Origin of the sequence: Rhodococcus sp. OAS809 (assembly GCF_040546695.1) — a bacterium.
GTDB classification, from domain to species: domain Bacteria; phylum Actinomycetota; class Actinomycetes; order Mycobacteriales; family Mycobacteriaceae; genus Rhodococcus_F; species Rhodococcus_F qingshengii.
Genome location: NZ_JBEPOI010000002.1, coordinates 4,144,187 through 4,167,692, shown reverse-complemented (window position 1 = coordinate 4,167,692; position 23,506 = coordinate 4,144,187). Strand labels below are relative to the sequence as shown.

Below are 23,506 nucleotides of genomic sequence, written 5' to 3'. Positions count from 1 at the left end.
TGATGGGAGAAGACAACCATTCCTCTCGTCAGGAGCGTGGCATGACTCGTCCGGTACGCATCGGTGTTCAACTCCAACCCCAGCACGCACCCGATTACGGGTTGATACGCGACGCCGTCTTGCGGTCCGAGGACGCCGGGGTGGACATCGTCTTCAACTGGGACCACTTCTACCCGTTGACCGGCGATCCCGACGGCGCACACTTCGAGTGCTGGACCATGCTCGGCGCCTGGGCCGAGCAGACCGAACGCGTCGAGATCGGCGCCCTGGTCACCGGTGGTGGCTACCGCAATCCGGATCTGCTGGCCGACATGGCGCGAACCGTCGACCACATCAGCGGCGGACGCCTGATCCTCGGCATCGGTGCCGGCTGGTTCGAGAAGGACTACGACCAGTTCGGATACGACTTCGGCACTCCCGGTTCACGGCTGAAACTGCTGGGCGAATACCTCCCCCGCATCACGGGCCGCCTGGCGAAGGGCAACCCGCCGCCGACGCGCAACATCCCGGTCCTCATCGGCGGTGGCGGCGAGAAGAAGACCCTGCGCCTGGTCGCCGAGTACGCCGACGTCTGGCACAGCTTCGGCGACCGTGAGACACACCTTCGCAAGTCAGACATCCTCTCCGACCATTGCGCCGACGTGGGCCGGAACCCGCTGGAAGTAGAGCACTCGGTTCCGTGGCCTGGGCTCGAGAATGCTGCTGACCTGGTCGCCGACGGTGTCTCGCTCTTCACCGTCGGCGTCAGCGGACCGGACTACGACCTCACGACGCTTGCCGAGGCCATCGGTTGGCGCGACGACAACACGCCGCCTGCGTTGAGCGGGCTGGCCTGAGCGGTACCAAGGACTTCGTCGTTGTCGGCGCCGAGAACGGGCGGCGCCGACGTCAGACGTGGCCTCTGGCCGGAGAAGTTGACCGGAAAGGCCACTTGCTTCAACGGTCCGAGCGTCGGATGGTCGACGGTTCCGACCATGCCGAGCGCGGCGGTGTGGGGATCGGAGTAGATCTCGTCGAGATGCCGGATCGGTGAGACCGGTACGGCGCGTTCGGCGAGAAGAGCGCACCAGTGTTCGACCGTCTCCGATGCGAAGGCGCTGGTGAGTTCTCGTTCCAGACTCTCGCGGTTCTCCACCCTGTCGCGGTTGTGGGCAAAACGCGGATCGGTGACCAGTTCACTCCTTCCGATGGCCTCGCACAGCGACGCCCACATCGCGTCGTTGCCGACAGCGATGACGAAGTACCCGTCGCTGGCAGGAAATGCTTGATACGGAGCAAGATTCGGATGACCGGAGCCCAACGCAGTTGGGCGCTCACCGGTGGCGAAGTAACTGGTCGCCCAGTTGACGTGCATCGCGAGTTGGCACTCGTACAGCGACGTGGTCACGTACTGTCCGCGTCCGGTCCGGCCTCGCTCGACCAATGCGGCCAGGACACCGACCAGTCCGAAAAGTGCTGCGCCCAAGTCTCCCAACGCAAATCCGGATTTCATCGGAGCGCCGCCGGGTTCACCGGTGAGCGACATGAGCCCGCCCGCGGCCTGCGCGATCATGTCGTACCCCGGTTCGTCGCGCAGCGGTCCTTCTTCACCGAAGGCAGAGATGTGCAGGGTGATCAGATGCGGGTATCGCTCGGACAGCGCCTGGTAGTCGAAGATCTTCTGTAATCCGCTGCCCGGCTTGAAGTTCTCCACGACTACATCGGTCTCTTCGAGCATGCGGTGGATGATCTCCTGTCCTTCGGTGGACTTGAGGTCGATCGTGACCGACTTCTTGCCGCGGTTGATCGCGAGGTAGTAGGCGGCATCTACGCCGACGAAGGGAGGCCCCCACGAACGCGTGGGGTCGCCGCCTTCAGGGTGTTCGATCTTGGTGACGTCGGCTCCGAGATCGGCAAGCGACATGGTTGCGTACGGCCCGGCAAGGATCTTCGACAGATCGAGCACGCGGACACCAGCCAAGGGTGTGGGGCCTGTTGGAGAATTCACTGGTGAACCCCTGCTACGGAGAGGAACTCGGCTACGACGTCACGTGCATCATCCAGCTCGACGTCACCGCCGTCGGTGATCACGTCGAGATTGCCGAGTGCAGCCGACGGCACCTTCCCCACAAGACCGGCCAGGTAGGAATTCGCCACCAGCAGTGACCGGTACCCATTACCGTGTCGGATGCCGTGGTCCGCAAGGTCGAAGAGCAGGGTCGCCATGACGGTACGAGCCAACTCGTCGGAGTACCTTGCACTCGCAGCCTGCGCGGCATCGTCAGATCCGGAGATCAGACGATCTCCTTCATCGACCAGTTCCTCCCAGCGCCGCAACAGAACTCCGGACCCGGCTTCGCAATCCGGTCCGACGGTGGACAGGATGTCCGTCATCGCTCCCGCGACGGTGCGGTGCGAGTTGAACTTACGTAGGCACCGAAGTACGTCCAGCGCAATGACATTACTCGACCCTTCCCAGATCGATCCGAGGTGAGCGTCCCGGACGATTCGCGCGTTGGCCCATTCCTCGATGTAGCCGTTTCCTCCGCGCACCTCCATGGCCTCGCCGGTGACCACCCGCGCGCGTTTGCAGACAAAGTGTTTGGCGATCGGTGTCAGTACTCTGATCAGTGCGCGCGCCTGTTCGTCGCCGCCGTCTGCAGCCTGAAGACACTGTGCGCTGTAGGCGACGAGAGCCAGCGAAGCCTCGGCATCGAGCGCAAGGGGGAGAAGTGTCGCACGCATCAGCGGCTGGTCGAAGAGCTTCTTACCGAACACGACTCGGCTCTTCGAATGTTCGACGGCTTCGCGGACTGCTCGGCGCATGAGAGCGCTCGAACGCATCGCATTGGACAGGCGAGACGTGTTGACCATCTCAGCCATCTGGCGGAACCCTCGACTGAGTTCACCGACCTGGAGTGCGTGCGCGCGGTTCAGCGTCACCTCGCCGCTCGGCATGGAACGCGTACCCAGCTTGTCCTTGAGACGATCGATCGTCAGGTTGTTGCGCTCGCCGGATCCCACGGTCTTGGGCACCATGAACATTCCGACTCCACGCGTCGAACCATCCTGTCCGCCCGGGAATCTTGCGAGGGTGATGATCACATCGGCATCCGGGTTGGAGGCGAACCACTTCTTGCCCGTCAGAACCCATCCGTCACCGTCGCGCTCGGCGCGTGTTTCGGTGCAGGCGATGTCGGTGCCTGCCTGAATCTCGGTCATGAACATCGCACCCGTCTTCGCCTGCTCGGGGTCCGTCGACGTCAACGCGTCGATCCAGGGCGAGAACACGGCCGGATCACCGAACATACGCAGGGTCCGCGCAGCAGCATCTGTCATCGACACCGGGCAGGCCAGCCCGAACTCTGCCTGCACGAAGATGTACGACGCGAGGTACTTCGCGAGTGGCGGATGCACGGAGTCCCATCCGTGCAACCCTTTTCGGTGCGACATGGCGGACAGGCCGTACTCGTTGTACGCCGCCCGGCACAGTTCCAGGTAGGCCGGGTGATAGGAAATCCGGTCGACGCGGTCACCGGCCTTGTCGAATTGCTGCAGCACCGGCGGGTTCTTGTCTGCGATGTCGGCAAGCTCGGACAAACGGCCGGCGGCATCTCGGCCCAGTCGGTCGAGCAATCCGTTCAACGTCTCTCGGTCCGCCCCGGCGGTCCATCTGTCCACTACCGCTGTCAGAGCGGGGTCGGTGTGTGCAAAGTTCATCAGTGGTCAACGCCTTTCAGGGTGGAAGCATCAGTCATGTTCGAGGAGCTCGTCGACTCCAGCCCTTGCCCGTGCAGCGCACTCCTGCGCAACAAAGCAGTCATACAGACAAGGGAGAGAACGACATACACGAGTCCTAGAGCTACGACCGGCCAGATCGAGTTGGTTCGCGTCAGCAGATACTGGCTGACCATCGGGGCCGTTCCGGCAAATACGGCGGTCGACAATTGGTACGACAGAGAGATGCCGGTATACCGAACATTGGTGGGGAAAACCTGCGCCAGGATGCCGGCCAACGCGGCGTAATACATTGCGTGAGGCGCCGTCGCGAGGACCATCCCCAGAATCGCCAAGGGCACGGAGCCCGTCTGAACCAGCACGAACATCATTGGTAGGAGCACGATCTCCGGAAGCAGCATCCAACGGACCGCTTTCGACGGATCGATCCGCGTGGCCAGCACAGCACCGAAAGGCTGTACGAGCGCCTGGGCTACCAGTGCCACGGTGATCACGAGGAGGAAGTCACTACGCTCGAAGCCGAGATCCGTTGTCGCCCAAGAGAGCGCAAAGGTTGTCTTGACGTACGTGATGGCAACACCGGCAACCACAGCGCCGACGCCGAGAGCAAGTTCGACGGGATGCGACCGCAACACTTCGACCAGCGGCATCCGTGTACGCTCCTGTGCCGCAACAGCCTTCTTCATCTCGGGTGTCTCGGAGATGTGCAACCGGATGTAGAGAGCGACGATCACCAAAGCTGCGGATCCGAGGAACGGCAGACGCCAACCCCACGACTCGAACACGGAATCCGACATCAACGTCAGGCCGAGGAAGGCCAGCGTCGCGAGCAGGTTGCCGACCGGTGAACCCTGCTGCGCAAACGCGCCGTAGAGCACCTTTTTCTTCGGGGGAGCGAACTCGGTGGCGATCAATACGGCGCCACCCCATTCGCCGCCCATGGCAATGCCCTGGAGAACACGCAGTGCCACAAGCAGTATCGGTGCCCAGATCCCGATCTGGGAGTACGTAGGGAGGAGGCCGACACCGACGGTTCCCAACCCCATGAGCGCGAGGGTGATGATCACGGCGTTCTTGCGACCGAACTTGTCTCCGAAATGACCGAACACCACTCCGCCGACCGGACGCGCCACGAATCCCACGGCAAAAGTCGCGAAGGCTGCGAGTGTTCCCACCGCCGGCGACGCATCAGGGAAGAACAGCGGGCCGAGCACCAAGGCGGATGCGGTTCCGTAGATGTAGAAGTCGAACCACTCGATAGTCGTTCCGACAAACGCCGTGATTCCGGCCTTGCGTGCCTGTTTGGTGTTGTATTCAGGCGGATTGGTGTCTTGACCTGGGTGTTGATCCACGGTTCTCCCTGATTCTCGCGTCGGGCATCACCAAGGGATGCAATGTGAGGCGTGAATCACTATCGTCCGAAATCCATGTAGAGTCCAAGACTTAGTTCGACTTATTTATGTGGGAGAACCACATAATGAAACCCGGGAGGAGCGACGTGGAACTGCGTCAACTGCGCGCGTTTCTCGCAGTCGCCGACGAACTTCATTTCGGCCGGGCCGCCGAGCGACTCCACATCGGGCAGTCCCCGCTCAGCCAGACCATTCGGGCGCTCGAGCGTGAACTGGGCACCGACCTGTTCGTCCGGACCACCAGATCAGTGCAACTGACCGCCGCCGGCGAAGCCTTGGTCACGCCCGCACGGATCATCGAAGCGCAGATCGCCGTGGTACGAGAAATCGCATCGGCCGCGTCGACTGGCGAGACGGGCCGTGTCACAGTGGGTTTCGGCGGAACAGGCGGCTACACCGTCCTGTCGGCCCTCACACGGTCCTTGGCCGACTCCCATCCGGGAATCGAACTGGAACTACGGCCGCAGATGTACTCGGGTGAGGTGCTCGACGCTCTCCGACGCGGAGCACTGGACATGGGCATAGTCGGCCTGCCCATTCCGCGCGGATTCGAGACTCACACTGTGCGGGAGGAAACCTTGATGGTCGCGGTTTCCGGCCAGGCATCACCTCGGTACGCATGACTCGGTGTCACCGGAAGACCTGGCAACCGAACGATTCGTGATGTATCCCGCCGAGCACGGCTCGGTGGTGCGCGATGCAACGTTGTCCGTTTGCGCCACAGCAGGTTTCACGCCCACCATCGCACACGAAGCCCCCGATCCGTACAGCCTGTTGGCCATGGTCGGAGCGGGGGTCGGGATCGCCGTCGTCGTGGAGTCGACGGCGCATCTGTCCATGGACGGGGTCGTGTACCTGCCGATCGCCGGGGCCACGCCCACGCTGAAAATCGCGATGGCATGGCGACCCAACAATCCGACGCCGGCAGTACACACCGTCACCAGGGTACTGAGGGAGCAGCCTTAGGCTCTCGCGAGAATTCCCGCGAAATCTGTTCCCACAGGCAGAGTTCCGTACTCGTGACCACGGTCGGCGCCGAGGCGAGCGGCAATGAACGCATCGGACGAGGCGGCCGGGGAGTGGCGCACCATGAGCGAAGCCTGCAGCGCCAACGCCATAGCCTCGACGACGGTCCGAGCGCGGAGCTGGGCGTCGGCGGGTGCCATCGTGGCGAGCTCACCGAGTTGGCGTCGTACCCGATCGAGGTGCTGATCGAGGACCGGGTTGTTGCCGCGGGCGAGGTTGACCTCGTGGTCGAAGGCGGCAACGGAATCGGGTTCACGGGTCATGGCGCGCAAGACATCGAGTGCGATGACGTTGCCCGACCCCTCCCACACGGCCATGACGGGCTGCTCACGGTAGCGACGGGCAAGCGGGAAGTCCTCGGTGTAACCGTTGCCGCCCAGGCACTCGAGTGCCTCGTAGGAGTGGTGCGGGCCGCGCTTGCAGATCCAGTACTTCGCAACAGCCGTCGCGAGTCGGCGGAACGCCTTGTCCTGCTCGTCCGCGTCCTCGTCCTGCGCGCGAGCCAATCGCAGTGCGGTGATGGTCGCGGCTTCGGATTCGAGAGCCAGATCGGCAAGCACCGAGGTCATTGCCGGCTGATCTGCCAGGACGGCACCGAAAGCGCTGCGGTGCCGTGCGTGCCACACCGCTTCGGCGACCGACTGACGCATACCTGCCGTGCTGCCGAGGATGCAGTCGAGTCGCGTCTGGGACACCATTTCGATGATGGTCCGCACGCCACGTCCCGGTTCGCCGATCATGGTGCCGACGGTGCCGTCGAGCTCGATCTCGGACGACGCGTTGGACTTGTTGCCCAGCTTGTTCTTCAGACGCTGGATGCGGAAGACGTTGCGTGTGCCGTCGGGCAGGATGCGGGGGAGAAGGAAGCAGGAAAGTCCCTCGCCGGCAGCACCTTCGGCCTGAGCGAGAACCAGGAAGGCGTCGGACATCGGCGCGGAGCAGAACCACTTGTGTCCGGTGAGGAGGTAGTCTGCACCCGGGCCGCCACGTCCGGCCGGCTTGGCGATGGTCGTGTTGGCTCGCACGTCGGAGCCACCCTGCTTTTCCGTCATCGACATTCCGAAGATCGCGGATGCCTTTCCGGGAGCATCCAACTCGGGGGTGTAACTCCGAGAAAGGGCACGCGGGGTCCAGATGGCGGCTACATCGGGTTGCAGCTCGAGCGAGGGGATCACAGCGTGCGTCATGGAGATCGGGCACGCGTGGCCCGGTTCGACCTGGGAGAAGAGCATGAATGCCGCGGCCCGAGCCACGTTGGCACCCGGCTTCGGGTCAGCCCAGGCAGAGGTGTGAGCACCGTGCGCAACGGCGGCAGAGATGATCCGGTGATACGACGGATGGTATTCGACCTCGTCGATGCGGTTTCCCCAGCGATCGAAGGTCTTCAATTCGGGGATCACCGTGTTGGCCAGCTCGGCGTCGTGCTGGAACCCGGCACTGCCGACCAGTTCACCGATATCGGTGAGTTCACTGGTGGCCCAATCGGCGTCGTGACGCGCGACGCCTTCGGCCAGGACCGTATCGAGCAGGAACTCGTTGACGTCCGTGCGCGGTACCGACTGGTTGAGCACTGCATGGGTGCGATGCGGAGCCGGGTGGGTGACGGTCTTCTCGGAAATATCAGTCATGACAGGCCTTTCAGCTCGCTGCGCGGATGAGGTGCTTCTGGATCTTGCCGGTCGGTGTACGCGGAAGAATCGTCGCGAACACCACTTCACGCGGAATCTTGTAGCGCGCCAACTTGTCCGAGAGGTAGTCCTTGATGTCGTCGGCGCTGATGACATCCGGTTCACGCCAGACGACGTGCGCGACGACGGTCTCGCCCCATTCTTCGTTGGGTTTTCCGACAACGGCGACGTCGACGACGTCCGGGTGGCCGGAGATCACGTCCTCGACCTCCTTGGAGTAGACGTTCTCACCGCCCGTGATGATCATGTCCTTCGCGCGGTCGACGATGAAGAGGTAACTGTCCGCATCCTTGCGCGCCAGATCGCCGGTGCGATACCAACCGCCGTCGGCAAATGCAGCCTTCGTGGCAGCGGGGTCGTCGAGGTACCCCTGCATGACGGTGTCGGCGCGCAGCCAGATCTCACCGATCTGATCGGGCTCCGCGTCGGTGCCGTCATCGGCAACCAGGCGCAGGTCGACGCCGGCCAGCGCGACGCGGCCGATCGAGCCCGCCTTGCTCAACTGCTCTTCGGGGTACAGCACGGTGCCCACTGGCCCGGTCTCGGTCATGCCGTAGACCTGTCGGAATTCGGTGGTGCCGTACGACTCCACCAGTCGCCGAGCGACATCCGCGCCGATCGGTCCCCCGCCGTACAACCACGCACGAACGCTTCCGAGGTTGTAGTCGGCAAAGTTCGGCACGAGGTTGAGTGCAGTGGTGTAGATGACCGGCGGGCCGAAGCAGAGGGTAATGCGTTGTTCCTGAACTGTTTCCAGGAATTTGACGGGATGGTACTCGCGCAGCAGCACGACGGTTCCGCCCATGTAGAGCGTGGACATGAACCAGTTGTTGAGCGGGGAAGCGTGCCAGATCGGGACGGCCATGAGCAGTCGCTCGTCCCGAGTCGTCGACACGGCGAGGGCCGCGGTGACGGCAACACCGACGACGTTGCGGTGGCTGTGGACGCAGCCCTTGGGCGAGCCGGTAGTCCCCGAGGTGTAGAGGATTTCGGCCGGATCGTTCTCGTCGATGTCGATACCGTCAACGCCGTCCTGGCGGGTGATGGCGTCGTCGAAGAAGTCGAAACCGTCTGCGACAGAGTCCGTGCTGATCAGCTTGGCCGTTGTCTCCAGTCGACCGACAACCGGCGCCAACTCACCGTCGAAGACGCACACCGACACCTTCGCGTGTCCCAGCACGTAGGCAACTTCCGGAGTCTGCATCTTGTGGTTGATGGGGACCACGACGGCGCCCAAGCGCCAGGCACCGAGCATCGCGTACACGAATCCCGGAGTGTTGTAACACATCAGCGCGACGCGGTCGCCCGGCTGCACGCCCAGCGACTGCAAATAGCCTGCGGCGCGTCGACTTCCGTCCTGAACCTGGGAGTACGTGTGATCGTGACCGTCGAATATCAGGAAGGGTTTGTCCGGGGTCTTGGTGACGTTGCTGTCGAATACGCGAACGATATTCATCGAAGTCCTTGTCGGAGAATCACGCTCGAAGAGAGTTCATTCCATCGAGCTGTTGAGTACGGCGTCGGGTATCTGGAGGGTGGCGAAGATGACGGCAACCGCCTCCTCGAGGGAGTAGCCGAAGCTCTCGCCGGTGGCAGTCTTCTGGATGACGAGGCCGAAGATCGCAGACCAGAAGGCCTTGGACTCGACGTCGATGCCCGCGCGCAGCTGCCAGCCGGTGCGGATCAAGGTACGGAGGAGGGCGGTTTCGCCCGAGGAGTGCAGAGTGCGAAGCGTTTCGGAGATCAGGTCGCGGAGTTCACCACGACGACCCGTCATCATCATCGCTTCCACGAAGAGTTCGACGCTGGGAGCGCCCGAGCCCAGGAGGGATCCGACCAGCTTCTCGGTGTAATCGCCGACCGTGTCGGCGTCGGCGGCATCGACCTCGGCACGCTTGCCTGCGCGCAGAACGGCCGCGCACGCCACCTCGACGAAGAGCTTTTCTTTGGAGCCGTAGTAGTAGGTCACCTGGTTGGGATGGGCGCCGGCGGCCGTGCAGATCTGCGCGATGGAGACGCTGTCGCCGTGCTCGAGGAACAGCTCGGTTGCGGCGTTGAACAGCGCCATGCGCGTCTGCTTGCCCGACTCACGCGTCGCGCGCGCTGCGGGAACTGCCTCGGTGGCCATCACGAACTCCTACTTGTTTGTACGACAAACAATAACTCGGCGTTGTTTGTATGGCAAACAATTTCTTCCCGACGCGATGACATGTCGACTTCTATCGACATGTCTGATGTGCGGGATTACTCTCTGAACATCGAGCACCCGAGAACTTCGGCTTTTCTGCGAGGAGGCGCCCTGCAATGCTCGCGCGATCCGGCTTCTCCCTGCCCACACGCACGACTCTCACGGGCGACTGGGCAGATTTGTTGCGCGAGCATTTTGTCGCGCTCGACGTATCCGATATCGGAGACGGCGATCGATTCAGCGGGGCCGTCCACTCGGCCCAACTCGCACACGTTCGGGTATCCGCAGTTCAATCGATGGAACAACGAATAGTCCGTAGCAACAGCCTCATCAAAAGCGACGGCGCGGACTATCTGCAGATCGGGATGATCCGCCGCGGTAGCGCGGTAGTGCGCCAAGACGACCGCGAATGCGTCCTGCGACGTGGCGACTACGTCCTGTACGACACCACGCGCCCCTTCGATTGGCAGATCGAGGGACACGCACACGACGGCATCTGGGGACTCGAGGTGTTCACCTGGCCACGGTCGTACCTGTCGCTCAGCGACGCGGAGGTCACGAGCCTGACCGCCATCGCCTTCGACGGACACGCGGGCCTGAGTGGCCTGCTTGGTCGCTTTCTTCACGATCTTGCCTCCGTCCGCATGACGTCCGACGCAAGCGGAGACGAAGAGGAAGTCGTCAACGAGATCGGCAACCTGGTCAAGTCCGTTCTTCACACAACTGCGCGACCGATCACCTCGCGGCGAACCAGCCTCTACGAATCCGCCCTGTCGGTCATAGACGCCCGCATCGCAGACCCGGCCCTGTCTCCGGTGGACATCGCGGGATCGGTCAAAGTCTCCATTCGGCAGTTGCACCGAGCCTTCGCCGAACACGGCACGACGGTGTCACGGTCGATTCGCAGCCGTCGACTCGACGGTTGCCGTCGTGAGATCGTGCAACGACACGGAGTAGAGCGGTCGCTGACCCAGATTTCTCACCGCTGGGGATTCACCGACCTGGCCGCCTTCAGTCGAGCCTTCAAGGCGGAATTCGGGATCAGCCCGCGGCGGTACCGGTCGCAAGCAGCGGCCCCCACAAGTACTACCCGCTGATCTGTAACATCTTCGGACACTTACCCATTGAACATGGTGTTCAAAATTTTCTGTCGCCGAAGCGTATCCACAATTCTTGGCACGGTAGGCCAAGCATCGGGCGCTGACGGCCAAGTTTGCTCGGCTGAGCGGGCGTAGATTTTCGGCACGGCGTTGCCAAGTGCCAGGCACCCGATTCGACCACCTACATCACAGGGAGCACTCATGGAATCTGCAATCGGCGAACACCTTCAATGCCCGCGCACTCTGACCAGGCGGGTCCCGGATACCTATACGCCACCGTTTCCCATGTGGGTCGGGCGCGCAGACGACACATTGCACCAGGTCGTGATGGGCTATCTCGGCGTGCAGTTCCGCGGCGAGGATCAGCGCCCGGCAGCACTGCGGGCGATGCGGGATATCGTCGCCGGCTTCGACTTGCCGGACGGACCGGCACACCACGATCTCACCCATCACATCGACAACCAGGGCTACGAGAACCTGATCGTGGTCGGTTACTGGAAAGATGTTTCTTCCCAACATCGTTGGAGCACATCACCTCCAGTGTCCTCCTGGTGGGAGTCCGAAGACCGCCTGTCGGACGGATTGGGGTTCTTCCGCGAGATCGTGGCACCGAGAGCCGAACAATTCGAAACGCTCTACGCGTTCCAAGACGACCTCCCCGGGGTGGGAGCTGTCATGGACGGTGTCAGCGGCGAAATCAACGAGCACGGCTACTGGGGTTCGATGCGCGAGCGGTTTCCGATCTCCCAAACCGACTGGATGCAGGCCTCGGGCGAACTGCGGGTCGTCGCCGGTGACCCCGCCGTAGGTGGACGCGTAGTAGTGCGGGGACACGACAACATCGCACTGATCAGGTCCGGGCAGGACTGGGCCGACGCGGAAGCAGACGAGCGCAGCCTCTACCTGGACGAAATCCTGCCCACTCTTCAATCGGGCATGGACTTCCTCCGCGACAACGGCCCGGCCGTCGGGTGCTACAGCAACCGATTCGTACGCAATATCGACATCGACGGAAACTTCCTCGACTTGAGCTACAACATCGGCCACTGGGCCTCCCTCGACCAACTCGAACGGTGGTCGGAATCCCACCCGACCCATCTACGGATCTTCACGACGTTCTTCCGGGTGGCCGAGGGCCTGTCGAAATTGCGTCTCTACCATGAGGTCTCGGTATTCGATGCCGCCGATCAGCTCTACGAGTACATCAATTGCCATCCCGGGACCGGAATGCTGCGCGACGCGGTGATCACCGCCGAGCACTGACCGAAGTCGCCGGCAATCTTCGGCCACATTCTTTCCCTCGGAGGCAACTCGAGATATGTTGACGGGTGTCGACATATCTCAGTAGAGACCATCGAGGAAGCGCGGACAGCAGACAGTGACTACTCAACGAAACGAAGAGTTGGCGTTTGCTGTGCTGGCCGACCAAGTGCGTCGACAGATTCTCGACACGCTGGCTACACACGGCGAGTGCAACGCGGGCTTCATCAGCGATCAAATTTCGACGGTCGGTCGCACCACGGTATCCACACATCTCAAGGCGCTGCGGTTGTCCGGCGTGATCGTCGAACGGCGTCAAGGACGTCATCGCCTGTTCTCGATAGATCCATCGGGGCCCGCCAACGATGCACTCCAGTTCCTGCGCGACGTCCTCGGGCGAGCGCTGGAAGCAGGTTCGAACGCCTCCGAGTTGCCGGCCACTGCGACTGAGGATTCAGACGTCGCATCGGTGCGTCGCCGAGCGTGAGGCCTTGTTGAGCCCCAGCACCTATTTCAGGCAGGAAGTAGAACGTGCCAGGTCTCTCTGTAACGGCACAGATCGTGACGACCGACCCACCAGGGTCAGCCTTCGAGCGCCTCGAAACGGGGCAACTGCTCGAACTCGAATGTGAGCAACTGACGGTCGGGGCCGCTGCCGCCATCTCCCTTCCCGTCGGCGACGGCGCACGCGCAGAGCCAGCCGGAATGCCGATCACGCTGTTGGGATACGTCGCCGGCGTGAAGCGGGGCCGATCGGTCGTGATCGTGCACCACCAACCGTGGCGCGGCCGCCTGACGATCCGGTTCTTTCCCGACGGCGCCGGGACCCGGATCGTTCTCGAGTCCAGCCTCGATCAGGACGGCATTTCCTGGCTTGCCAACAAGCGCGGATTCGCTCCACCCGAACCTCCGCGTTCCGACCGACATCGGATCGGGCTGCTGGTCAGCAAATCCGGCCCGGCAGCTGTATTCGCCCAGGCGACAGAAACACTCGCATCCCTGGCCGTGGAAGAAATCAATGCCGACGGCGGCATCGGCGGCGTTCTCGTCGACTTGGTGACAGGCGATGACGCTTCCGACCCGGCGGCCGGAGCGGCGACCGCACTGCGATTGGTGAAAAGCGGATGTCGCGCCGTTTTCGCGTGCGTGACATCGTCGACCTTCAATGCCGCTGCATCTGCATTGCAGAACAACGGTGTGCTGTTGGTGCACACAGTTCTCAACGAGGGAGGTCGATCGCGTCCGGGAGTCCTTCGATTGGGTGAGCGCCCACTCGACCAGACGCGAGCGGGTATACCCGCAATGATGTCCGAGACCGGTTCTCGCACTTGGTTCCTGGTCGGCCAGCAGTATTCGTGGTCGTTCGGAGCGCATTGGGCGGCCCGGCGTGTGATCGCCGAATCCACAGGTTCGGTGGCCGGCGAAGTCTACGTACCGTTGGGGACAACCGACTTCTCACGCATCATCGAGTCGATAGCCGACTCCGGGGCCGAACTGATTCTTTCCACCCTGGTGGGCCATGACGAGGTCTTCTTCGAACGACAATGCGCCCAGCACGGACTGCGGGCCACCACGCGGACGTTTGCATTGGTCCTCGACGAGGCCACTCAGCAGCTCATCGGCAATTCCGATGCCGACGGAGTCTGGGCGGCATTCGGCTACTTTCAATCCGCAGCCGGCGATCACGACCTCGAAAAGCGATACAGCGCGAGCTCGAACGAACTCCTGCCTCCGCTCAGTTCCCTGTCGGAGACAACGTACGAAGCGATCGTCGCTTACGCACGCGCCGTCGAACGAACGTCGGCAGGCGATCCGGAAACAGTACTTCGGCAGCTTGTCACGACATCGAAAAGCTCTACGAACAACGGTGTTCCACTGCATCGACCGATTCTGCTCGCTGAATCACGCCGTGGGCGCCTGTACCCCCGCTCTCTCTGAGCGCGCGTAACCCGAACTTAACGAGTCAATATGTCGATACCTATTGACGCAATTATGGATCCGGCCCTAGTCTGAAAGACAAGTGAAGCCGATCACATCAGGAGCACACTTCTCATGGCGACAATCCGACCTGACGACAATGCAATAGACACCGCCGCAAGGCATTACGGCATCACTCTCGACCAATCAGCCCGGCTCGAGTGGCCGGCACTGATCGACGGAGCACTGGGCTCCTACGACGTCGTCGACCAGTTGTACGCCGACGAGGCAACCCCGCCGACCACGTCACGTGAGCACACGGTGCCAACAGCGAGCGAAAATCCTTTGAGCGCTTGGTATGTGACCACAAGCATCCCGCCGACGTCGGACGGCGTCCTGACCGGCCGACGCGTGGCGATCAAGGACAACGTGACCGTGGCCGGAGTTCCGATGATGAACGGGTCTCGGACAGTAGAGGGGTTCACTCCGTCTCGCGACGCGACTGTGGTCACTCGACTACTGGCGGCCGGTGCAACCGTCGCGGGCAAAGCTGTGTGTGAGGACCTGTGTTTCTCCGGTTCGAGCTTCACACCGGCAAGCGGACCGGTCCGCAATCCATGGGACCCACAGCGTGAAGCAGGTGGATCATCCGGTGGCAGTGCGGCTCTCGTCGCAAACGGTGACGTCGATTTTGCCATCGGCGGGGATCAGGGCGGATCGATCCGGATCCCGGCGGCATTCTGCGGCGTCGTCGGACACAAGCCGACGTTCGGGCTCGTCCCGTATACCGGGGCATTTCCCATCGAGCGAACAATCGACCATCTCGGCCCGATCACACGCACGGTCCACGATGCCGCACTGATGCTCTCGGTCATCGCCGGTCGCGACGGTAACGACCCACGCCAAGCCGACAGCGTCGAAGCAGGTGACTATCTGTCCACCCTCGACTCCGATGTGGATGGTCTGCGAATCGGGATCGTTCGAGAAGGTTTCGGGCACGCGGTCTCACAGCCCGAGGTCGACGACGCAGTCCGCGCAGCGGCACACAGTCTGGCCGAAATCGGTTGCACGGTAGAGGAAGTAAACATCCCGTGGCACCTACATGCTTTCCACATCTGGAACGTGATCGCCACGGACGGTGGTGCCTACCAGATGTTGGACGGCAACGGGTACGGCATGAACGCCGAAGGTTTGTACGATCCGGAACTGATGGCACACTTTGCTTCTCGACGCCTTCAGCACGCCGACGCTCTGTCCGAAACCGTCAAACTGGTGGCTCTGACCGGCCACCACGGCATCACCACCCTCGGCGGCGCGAGCTACGGCAAAGCCCGGAACCTCGTACCGCTCGCCCGCGCCGCCTACGACACTGCCTTGAGACAATTCGACGTCCTGGTGATGCCCACACTGCCCTACGTCGCATCCGAATTGCCGGCGAACGACGTGGATCGTGCAACCTTCATCACGAAGGCTCTCGGGATGATCGCCAACACAGCACCATTCGACGTGACCGGACACCCGTCCCTGTCCGTTCCCGCCGGCCTGGTGAACGGGCTTCCGGTCGGAATGATGATCACCGGCAAGACCTTCGACGATGCGACGGTCCTCCGGGTCGGGCGCGCATTCGAAAAGCTTCGCGGCGCGTTTCCGACGCCTGCCGACCACATCTCCGACTCTGCACCACAACTCAGCCTCACCTAGTTCTGTATCCGCACTTGCACAACAAATTCCACCGATTCACACATGATCAGCCCGCATAGAAAAGGTGAACCAGATGTCAGTAACGATCGACCACACAACGGAGAACGCCGCACCGGCCCAGGCGCCGGTCTCCGATCGCGCGTGGGCCCTGTTCCGCGCACTCGACGGTAAGGGATTGGTACCCGACGGTTACGTCGAGGGATGGAAGAAGACCTTCGAGGAGGACTTCAGTCCAAGGCGCGGAGCGGAATTGGTCGCGCGGGCTTGGACCGACCCCGATTTCCGGCAACTGCTTCTCACCGACGGTACCGCCGCGGTTGCCCAGTACGGATATCTGGGCCCCCAGGGCGAGTACATCGTGGCAGTCGAAGACACCCCGACCCTCAAGAACGTGATCGTGTGCTCGTTGTGTTCATGCACCGCGTGGCCCATTCTCGGCCTGCCCCCTACCTGGTACAAGAGTTTCGAATACCGTGCGCGAGTGGTGCGTGAGCCACGGAAGGTTCTCTCCGAGATGGGAACCGAGATCGCGTCGGACGTCGAGATCCGCGTCTACGACACCACCGCCGAAACTCGCTACATGGTTCTCCCGCAACGTCCCGCAGGCACCGAAGGCTGGAGCCAGGAACAGCTTCAAGAGATCGTCACCAAGGACTGCCTGATCGGCGTCGCAGTCCCGCAGGTCCCCACCGTCTGATCACCCCGACAAGAAAGAAGCACACCATGGATGGAGTACACGATCTTGCCGGAGTTCAAGGCTTCGGCAAAGTCCCGCATACCGTCAACGCCGACATCGGCCCCACCTTCCACGCCGAGTGGGAACACCTGCCGTACAGCCTGATGTTCGCCGGTGTCGCCGAACTCGGGGCATTCAGCGTCGACGAAGTTCGATACGTCGTCGAGCGGATGGAACCACGCCACTACATGATGACCCCGTACTACGAGAGGTACGTCATCGGCGTCGCGACACTGATGGTCGAAAAGGGAATCCTGACGCAGGAAGAACTCGAAAGCCTTGCAGGGGGACCGTTCCCACTGTCGCGGCCCAGCGAATCCGAAGGGCGGCCGGCACCCGTCGAGACGACCACCTTCGAGGTCGGTCAGCGAGTACGCGTGCGCGACGAGTACGTTCCGGGGCATATTCGAATGCCTGCGTACTGCCGCGGACGAGTGGGAACCATCTCTCATCGGACTACCGAGAAGTGGCCGTTTCCCGACGCAATCGGCCACGGGCGCAACGACGCCGGCGAAGAACCGACGTACCACGTGAAGTTCGCCGCCGAGGAATTGTTCGGTAGCGACACCGACGGCGGCAGCGTCGTAGTCGACCTTTTCGAGGGTTACCTCGAGCCTGCGGCCTGATCGTCCAACATTCCGGGCGGCGGTCACGCGATCACAGCGTTTCGCGTGACCGCCGCCTGATCACAGCAATTCTCTCATTCGGAAGGACACTGGAAATCATGGTCGACACACGACTTCCGGTCACGGTGCTGTCAGGTTTCCTGGGCGCCGGGAAGACGACACTACTCAACGAGATCCTGCGAAATCGAGAGGGTCGGCGGGTCGCGGTGATCGTCAACGACATGAGCGAAATCAACATCGACAGTGCAGAAGTCGAGCGTGAGATCTCGCTCAGTCGCTCCGAGGAGAAACTGGTCGAGATGACCAACGGCTGCATCTGCTGCACTCTGCGAGAGGATCTTCTTTCCGAGATCAGTGCCTTGGCCGCCGATGGCCGATTCGACTACCTACTCATCGAATCTTCGGGCATCTCCGAACCGCTGCCTGTCGCAGAGACGTTCACATTCATCGATACCGACGGCCACGCCCTCGCCGACGTCGCCCGACTCGACACCATGGTCACCGTCGTCGACGGCCACAGTTTTCTGCGCGACTACACGGCTGGTGGCCGCGTCGAAGCCGATGCCCCGGAAGACGAACGAGACATCGCGGATCTGCTTGTCGATCAGATCGAATTTGCCGACGTCATCCTGGTGAGCAAGGCCGATCTCGTCTCGCACCAGCACCTGGTCGAATTGACCGCAGTCCTGCGCTCTTTGAACGCATCCGCTGCGATAGTTCCGATGACGCTCGGTCGCATCCCACTCGACACGATTCTCGACACCGGTTTGTTCTCGCTCGAAAAGGCTGCACAGGCCCCCGGATGGTTACAAGAACTCCAAGGTGAACACATCCCCGAAACCGAAGAGTACGGAATCAGTTCGGTGGTGTACCGCGAGCGCGCACCCTTCCACCCCCAACGGCTGCATGATTTCCTCAGCAACGAGTGGACCAACGGAAAGTTACTTCGGGCCAAGGGCTACTACTGGAATGCCGGCCGGTTCACCGAGATCGGGAGTATTTCTCAGGCCGGTCATCTCATTCGCCACGGATACGTCGGCCGTTGGTGGAAGTTTCTACCCCGTGACGAGTGGCCGGCCGACGATTACCGTCGTGACGGAATCCTCGACAAGTGGGAAGAACCCGTCGGAGACTGCCGACAAGAACTCGTCTTCATCGGCCAAGCCATCGACCCGTCTCGACTGCACCGAGAACTCGACGCGTGTCTACTCACCACAGCCGAGATCGAACTCGGGCCAGACGTGTGGACCACCTGGAGCGACCCTCTGGGCGTCGGCTATACCGACCAGACCGTTTGATATTGGTCCGGTTTGCCGTAAGTTGTGCGCAATGGGGGTATCACGCAACCGAACTCGGGCGTTGTTGATCGTCGCGGCGATCGCAGCCGGGACCGTGGCCGCAGCTACGCCGGCGGGGGCCACCTGGACAGTCGCGCCGATGTGCGGCGAGTGGCGGGTCGAAACCGTAGCGCAAGGGTTGGAACAGCTCGAAAACCTCGAGCCCGATGACAACGGCGGGTTCTACCTCTCCGGCGAGTCGAAGATCTATCACGTCGACGCCGCAGGACAGGTACGAACTGTCCTCGACGACATGGCTGCCCCTGGCGGTTTGCAACTCGACGGTTCGAGGCTGTCCTTCCTCACCAGACAGGACGGCAAGCTGTGGCACCTGGACACCTCGACGGATCAGCTGTCCGCACCCGTCGACTTCGCGGGCAACGGCCTGCTCCGGCTTCCCGACGGCGATCTGCTGACCACGTGGGTCGGAACAGAAGGAGGTCCGCCAAAGGGCGTCTCGCGCTATCTGCACGACTCCGGAGCCGTCGTGCCCAATTGGTCGACAGTGCCGCGTTCGGAGGGACTCGCGCTCAGTCCGGATCATCGAGCCGTGTACACCGATGACCTGTTCACCGGTCAGATCATTCGAGTGCCCTTGGATACCCCTGACGCGTGGACAGTTGTAGCGACGGTCCCGAGCCTGATACCCGGCCTCGACGATCTGACCATGTCGCAGGATGGAATGCTCTACGCCGCTGCTCACGTCGAAGGCTCGATCTATCGCGTACACCCTGAAACCGGCACTTCCTGCGTCGTCGCTTCGGGTCTGTCGAATGGGTGGAACGGGCCGAGTTCAGTGCGTATAGGACAGGACGGCGACGGCTGGGCGCTCTACGTCACCGGCTTCGACGGAACGCTGCGTCGCTTGGTACCTCCGTCGGGCGTCGAACTCGCACCCGTCCGCTGACGCTGATCTCTTCGGCACGAGATTCCCCGACCTGGCGATACTTAAAATCACGCTGATTTGAAGGCATGCCCGCAGCGCAGCGGCCCCTTGTCCGAAAACTGTCAACAGTTCTACACGGAGAAATGGCTACCCTTAGGTTTACGCTGCACGCATGTTTTCTTCCGTCGCAGCGAAGATCCGCCTGGTGGTGGCACTGCTCCTCACTGCCCTCCTGGCGCTGACTCTGTCATCGTGCTCGAGTGGCTCGGATTCGTCGGCAGCCCCCACAGACCTGTGTGCACCTCCAGGAGTGGGAGCCGCAACCGCGGCGCCCACCAATCTGGACGCGGCAGCGGGTGCGGGCGCCGAAGACCGCTACACCACGGCCACCGTCACCCCGGTCGATCAGATCGACACCTCGAAGCTGAACTTGATCAAACCCGGGGTCATCACGGTCGGCACGCTCGGTGACGCGCCCCCGAGCATCTGCGTCAACTCCGAGAATCAGTACACCGGATACGACAACGAGCTGCTGAAGGCCGTCGCGGACAAGCTGGGCCTGAAGGTCGAGTTCGTCGGCACCGAGTTCGCCGGGCTTCTCGCCCAGGTTGCCGGTCGACGCTTCGACGTCGGCTCGTCGTCCATCACCACCACGGACGACCGTCGCAACACCGTCGGCTTCACCAACGGTTACGACTTCGGATACTTCTCCCTCGTCGTGCCTAACGGCAGCCCGATCACCGGCTTCGGAGACCTGGACGCATCAAAGCGCATCGGCGTCGTACAGGGAACCGTGCAGGACGACTACGTCGTGAACACGCTCAAGCTCGATCCCGTGAAGTTTCCCGACTACGCCACGGCGTACGCGAACCTCAAGTCCGGACAGATCGACGCCTGGGTAGCTCCGTCTCAGCAGGCCGAAGGTGCAATCGCTCCCGGTGATCCGACCTCGATCATCCAGAACACCTTCTCGGTCAACAACTTCGTCGGCTGGGCGGTGAACAAGGAAAACCAGCCCCTGATCGACGCCCTCAACTCCGGCCTCGACGCAGTCATCGACGACGGAACCTGGTCTCAGCTGTACGCCGACTGGGTACCGCGCCAACTCCCTGAAGGCTGGAAGCCCGGATCCAAGGCCGCGACCACTCCGGAACTGCCCGACTTCGCAGCCATTGCCGCAGAAAACGCAGCAAACGGCGACGGTGGCGATACCGCGTCGTACCAACCGAAGTCGACGCTCGAACAGCTCAAGGACACGTTCTTCGACTGGGATCTGTACAAGAAGGCATTCCCCGATCTCCTCAAGACCGGTCTTCCCAACACCCTGATCCTTGCGCTCGCGTCCGGCATCATCGGCACGATCCTCGGCATGCTGCTCGCTGTCGCCGGTATCTCGCGCACCCGTTGGCTGCGCTGGCCGGCCCGCGTCTACACCGACATCTTCCGTGGCCTGCCCGCAGTCGTCATCATCTTGATCATCGGGCTCGGCGTCGGACCGATCGTCAAGGGAATCACCGGTAGCAATCCGTACTGGCTCGGTGTCGCGGCGCTGTCACTGCTCGCGTCGGCATACATCGGTGAGATCTTCAGATCCGGAATCCAGAGCGTCGAGTCCGGGCAGCTCGAGGCTTCACGTGCCCTCGGTTTCAGCTACCGAAAGTCCATGTCGCTGGTCGTCATCCCGCAGGGTGTACGACGCGTTCTGCCGGCGTTGATGAACCAGTTCATCTCGCTGATCAAGGACTCGTCGCTGATCTACTTCCTCGGTCTCCTCGTCACCCAGCGGGAACTCTTTGCCGTCGGACGTGATCTCAACGCCCAGACCGGCAGCCTGTCCCCGCTCGTTGCGGCAGGCTTGTTCTACCTTGCTCTGACCATCCCGCTGACGCACCTCGTCAACTACATCGACAACCGACTCCGGACCGGACGCGCCGACACTTCAGGCACGTTGGATCCGCTCGAGCAGGCCATCGTCGTGGAAAGGGGCTGAGGACATGACCACCAGCTCTGAACTGAAGTCCGTATCGCTCACCGGCAAGGACCTGCATCTGTCCTTCGGCACCAACAAGGTGCTTCGCGGCGTCAACCTGCACGTCGACGCCGGAAACACCGTCACCGTCATCGGGCCCTCCGGTTCGGGCAAGTCGACGCTCCTGCGCGTGCTGAACCGTCTGCACGAGCCCGAGCAGGGTGACGTGCTGCTCGACGGGAAGTCCGTCCTGAAGGACAACCCCGACGAGCTACGCCAGCGGATCGGCATGGTGTTCCAGCACTTCAACCTGTTCCCACACAAGACCGTCGCCGAGAACATCGCACTCGGGCCGAACAAGCTCAAGGGTTTGTCGAAGGAGCAAGCTCGGGCGCTCGCGCTCGAGCAGCTGGATCTGGTGGGGCTCAGGGAGAAGGCCGACTCGCGGCCCGGCAACCTTTCGGGTGGTCAGCAGCAGCGCGTCGCCATTGCCCGCGCCCTGGCGATGAAGCCCGAGGTCATGTTCTTCGACGAGGCGACGTCAGCTCTCGACCCCGAACTGGTCAAGGGTGTTCTGGCATTGATGGCCGATCTCGCGAAGTCCGGCATGACTATGGTCGTCGTGACGCACGAAATGGGTTTCGCGCGTTCCGTTTCCGACAAGGTGCTGTTCATGGATCGCGGTGCCGTTGTCGAAACCGGTACTCCGGAACAGCTTTTCGACGATCCCGAAACAGATCGACTGCAAGCGTTCCTCTCACAGGTTCTCTGACTCAGGGGCGCTTGCAGGAGATCGACGGGCGTTGATCCTGGACGCCTGAAGCATCAGATGGTCGCGTTCGGCGAGGTTGGATGCCTTGTGCGCTGCATCGGCATACAACCTCGCCGCCGACTCGAGGTCTCCGTCGCGTTCACGCAGATAGGCCTCGACTGCGGCATGGCGTGGAAGTGAATCGTCCAGCGCTGCAAGAGCTGCCAATCCGGCGCGTGGTCCGTCTGCCTCGCCGACGGCCACCGCTCGGTTGAGCCGGACAATCGGGCTGTCGGTCAAGGCTGCGAGTTCGTCGTACCACTCCACGATCTGCACCCAGTCGGTCTCGTCTGCTGTGAGAGCGTCGGCATGGAGTGCAGCAATGGCGGCCTGGGCCTGGAACTCACCGAGCCGGTCGCGGGCGAGAGCTGACTGGAGGATTGCGACTCCTTCGGCAATCGAATCGGTGTCCCACCGGCTGCGATCCTGCTCGGCTAGCGGAACCAGACTGCCGTCCGCGGCAGTTCGCGCGGCTCGACGAGCGTGATGGAGCAGCATCAGTGCGAGCAACCCTGCGACTTCGGGGTGATCGATCGCGGCCGCCAACTGCCGGGTGAGCCGGATGGCCTCGGCAGCCAGGTCGACGTCGCCGGAGTACCCCTCGTTGAAGACCAGATAGAGGACACGCAGGACGGTGGCGACATCGCCGGGTTGCTCGAACCGGACGCCGGAGACCGTGCGCTTGGCTCGGCTGATGCGCTGAGCCATAGTCGCCTCGGGCACCAGGTAGGCCCGCGCAATCTGGCGGGTGGTCAGCCCGCCGACAGCGCGCAGCGTGAGTGCGACGGCGGACGACGGCGTCAACGACGGGTGCGCGCACAGAAAGTAGAGCTGGAGTGTGTCGTCCACGCCCGGCACCGACCCGCTGACCGGCCGCTCGCCTGGCTGCTCGTCAGCCAGAAACTCCCGCTTACGGCGAGCCGCATCCGACCGGATCCCGTCGAGGAACCGCCGCCAGGCCACCGTGACCAGCCAGCCCTTCGGGTCCCGCGGCGGGTTGTCCGGCCAGACCCTGACCGCCTCGAGCAGAGCGTCCTGCACGGCGTCCTCGGCCGACGCGAAATCTGCTCCGCGGCGGACGAGGATGCCGAGCACGCTCGGAGTCAGACTCCGAAGCAGGGCGTCGTCCATG

At 62.5% G+C, this 23,506-nt stretch carries 19 protein-coding genes and 1 pseudogene; 13 read left to right on the top strand and 7 right to left on the bottom strand.

Going from position 1 to position 23,506, the window contains the following annotated elements:
- Positions 1–41: 41 nt before the first annotated feature.
- On the top strand, positions 42–836 hold the full coding sequence (locus ABIE52_RS22410; RefSeq protein WP_030537640.1) for an LLM class F420-dependent oxidoreductase: 795 nt from the start codon (positions 42–44) through the stop codon (positions 834–836).
- Here ABIE52_RS22410 and ABIE52_RS22405 read toward each other — a convergent pair.
- The 3 genes from ABIE52_RS22405 to ABIE52_RS22395 are packed head-to-tail and all read right to left on the bottom strand — an operon-like array spanning position 758 to position 5,069.
- Entirely contained in the window at positions 758–1,987 is a 1,230-nt protein-coding gene (locus ABIE52_RS22405) for a CaiB/BaiF CoA transferase family protein (RefSeq protein WP_058228170.1), read from the bottom strand. The genes ABIE52_RS22410 and ABIE52_RS22405 overlap by 79 nt on opposite strands.
- Entirely contained in the window at positions 1,984–3,699 is a 1,716-nt protein-coding gene (locus ABIE52_RS22400; RefSeq protein ID WP_192712616.1) for an acyl-CoA dehydrogenase family protein, read from the bottom strand. Before ABIE52_RS22400 ends, ABIE52_RS22405 begins: the two co-directional genes overlap by 4 nt.
- Positions 3,699–5,069: an MFS transporter gene (locus ABIE52_RS22395; RefSeq protein WP_192712615.1), complete on the bottom strand. Its 1,371-nt coding sequence runs from the start codon at positions 5,067–5,069 to the stop codon at positions 3,699–3,701. Before ABIE52_RS22395 ends, ABIE52_RS22400 begins: the two co-directional genes overlap by 1 nt.
- A gap of 146 nt (positions 5,070–5,215) precedes the next feature.
- Here ABIE52_RS22395 and ABIE52_RS22390 point away from each other — a divergent pair.
- Positions 5,216–6,095 (top strand): annotated as a pseudogene (locus tag ABIE52_RS22390) (LysR family transcriptional regulator).
- Here the strand turns inward: ABIE52_RS22390 and ABIE52_RS22385 are convergent.
- The 3 genes from ABIE52_RS22385 to ABIE52_RS22375 are packed head-to-tail and all read right to left on the bottom strand — an operon-like array spanning position 6,092 to position 9,971.
- Positions 6,092–7,783 (bottom strand): acyl-CoA dehydrogenase family protein, encoded by a 1,692-nt coding sequence (locus ABIE52_RS22385; RefSeq protein ID WP_192712614.1) that lies wholly within the window; start codon positions 7,781–7,783, stop codon positions 6,092–6,094. The pseudogene ABIE52_RS22390 and the gene ABIE52_RS22385 sit on opposite strands and share 4 nt — an antisense overlap.
- A gap of 10 nt (positions 7,784–7,793) precedes the next feature.
- Positions 7,794–9,299, bottom strand: coding sequence for a class I adenylate-forming enzyme family protein (locus ABIE52_RS22380; protein ID WP_064442862.1), 1,506 nt, complete (start codon positions 9,297–9,299; stop codon positions 7,794–7,796).
- A gap of 36 nt (positions 9,300–9,335) precedes the next feature.
- Positions 9,336–9,971 (bottom strand): TetR/AcrR family transcriptional regulator C-terminal domain-containing protein, encoded by a 636-nt coding sequence (locus ABIE52_RS22375; protein WP_030537647.1) that lies wholly within the window; start codon positions 9,969–9,971, stop codon positions 9,336–9,338.
- 176 nt (positions 9,972–10,147) lie between these two features.
- Here ABIE52_RS22375 and ABIE52_RS22370 point away from each other — a divergent pair, with 176 nt between their 5' ends.
- The 11 genes from ABIE52_RS22370 to ABIE52_RS22320 all read left to right on the top strand — a co-directional run bounded on the left by ABIE52_RS22370 (position 10,148) and on the right by ABIE52_RS22320 (position 22,335).
- Positions 10,148–11,128 carry a helix-turn-helix domain-containing protein gene (locus tag ABIE52_RS22370; protein ID WP_047270147.1) on the top strand — a complete coding sequence of 327 codons (981 nt, stop codon included), beginning with the start codon at positions 10,148–10,150 and terminating at the stop codon, positions 11,126–11,128.
- A gap of 204 nt (positions 11,129–11,332) precedes the next feature.
- Positions 11,333–12,394 (top strand): aliphatic aldoxime dehydratase, encoded by a 1,062-nt coding sequence (gene oxdA, locus ABIE52_RS22365; protein ID WP_007735242.1) that lies wholly within the window; start codon positions 11,333–11,335, stop codon positions 12,392–12,394.
- Positions 12,395–12,509: 115 nt separating this feature from the next.
- The gene (locus ABIE52_RS22360) at positions 12,510–12,878 is read left to right on the top strand and encodes an ArsR/SmtB family transcription factor (RefSeq protein ID WP_007735244.1); all 369 of its coding nucleotides are present in this window, start codon (positions 12,510–12,512) and stop codon (positions 12,876–12,878) included.
- A 44-nt stretch (positions 12,879–12,922) separates the two neighbouring features.
- Positions 12,923–14,329, top strand: a complete 1,407-nt coding sequence (locus ABIE52_RS22355) for a substrate-binding protein (RefSeq protein ID WP_192712613.1) — start codon at positions 12,923–12,925, stop codon at positions 14,327–14,329.
- 114 nt (positions 14,330–14,443) lie between these two features.
- Positions 14,444–16,009: an amidase gene (locus ABIE52_RS22350; protein ID WP_030537651.1), complete on the top strand. Its 1,566-nt coding sequence runs from the start codon at positions 14,444–14,446 to the stop codon at positions 16,007–16,009.
- Positions 16,010–16,082: 73 nt separating this feature from the next.
- Positions 16,083–16,706, top strand: a complete 624-nt coding sequence (gene nthA, locus ABIE52_RS22345) for a nitrile hydratase subunit alpha (protein WP_003946052.1) — start codon at positions 16,083–16,085, stop codon at positions 16,704–16,706.
- 26 nt (positions 16,707–16,732) lie between these two features.
- Positions 16,733–17,371: a nitrile hydratase subunit beta gene (nthB, locus tag ABIE52_RS22340; RefSeq protein WP_192712612.1), complete on the top strand. Its 639-nt coding sequence runs from the start codon at positions 16,733–16,735 to the stop codon at positions 17,369–17,371.
- Between the two features lie 98 nt (positions 17,372–17,469).
- On the top strand, positions 17,470–18,669 hold the full coding sequence (gene zigA, locus ABIE52_RS22335) for a zinc metallochaperone GTPase ZigA (RefSeq protein ID WP_192712611.1): 1,200 nt from the start codon (positions 17,470–17,472) through the stop codon (positions 18,667–18,669).
- Between the two features lie 31 nt (positions 18,670–18,700).
- On the top strand, positions 18,701–19,615 hold the full coding sequence (locus ABIE52_RS22330; RefSeq protein ID WP_054828106.1) for an SMP-30/gluconolactonase/LRE family protein: 915 nt from the start codon (positions 18,701–18,703) through the stop codon (positions 19,613–19,615).
- 151 nt (positions 19,616–19,766) lie between these two features.
- Complete coding sequence (locus ABIE52_RS22325; RefSeq protein WP_192712610.1) at positions 19,767–21,584, top strand: ABC transporter substrate-binding protein/permease; 1,818 nt, start codon at positions 19,767–19,769, stop codon at positions 21,582–21,584.
- 4 nt (positions 21,585–21,588) lie between these two features.
- Positions 21,589–22,335, top strand: coding sequence for an amino acid ABC transporter ATP-binding protein (locus ABIE52_RS22320; RefSeq protein ID WP_003946070.1), 747 nt, complete (start codon positions 21,589–21,591; stop codon positions 22,333–22,335).
- Here ABIE52_RS22320 and ABIE52_RS22315 read toward each other — a convergent pair.
- Positions 22,321–23,505 (bottom strand): RNA polymerase sigma factor, encoded by a 1,185-nt coding sequence (locus ABIE52_RS22315; protein ID WP_192712609.1) that lies wholly within the window; start codon positions 23,503–23,505, stop codon positions 22,321–22,323. The genes ABIE52_RS22320 and ABIE52_RS22315 overlap by 15 nt on opposite strands.
- Position 23,506: the final 1 nt, after the last annotated feature.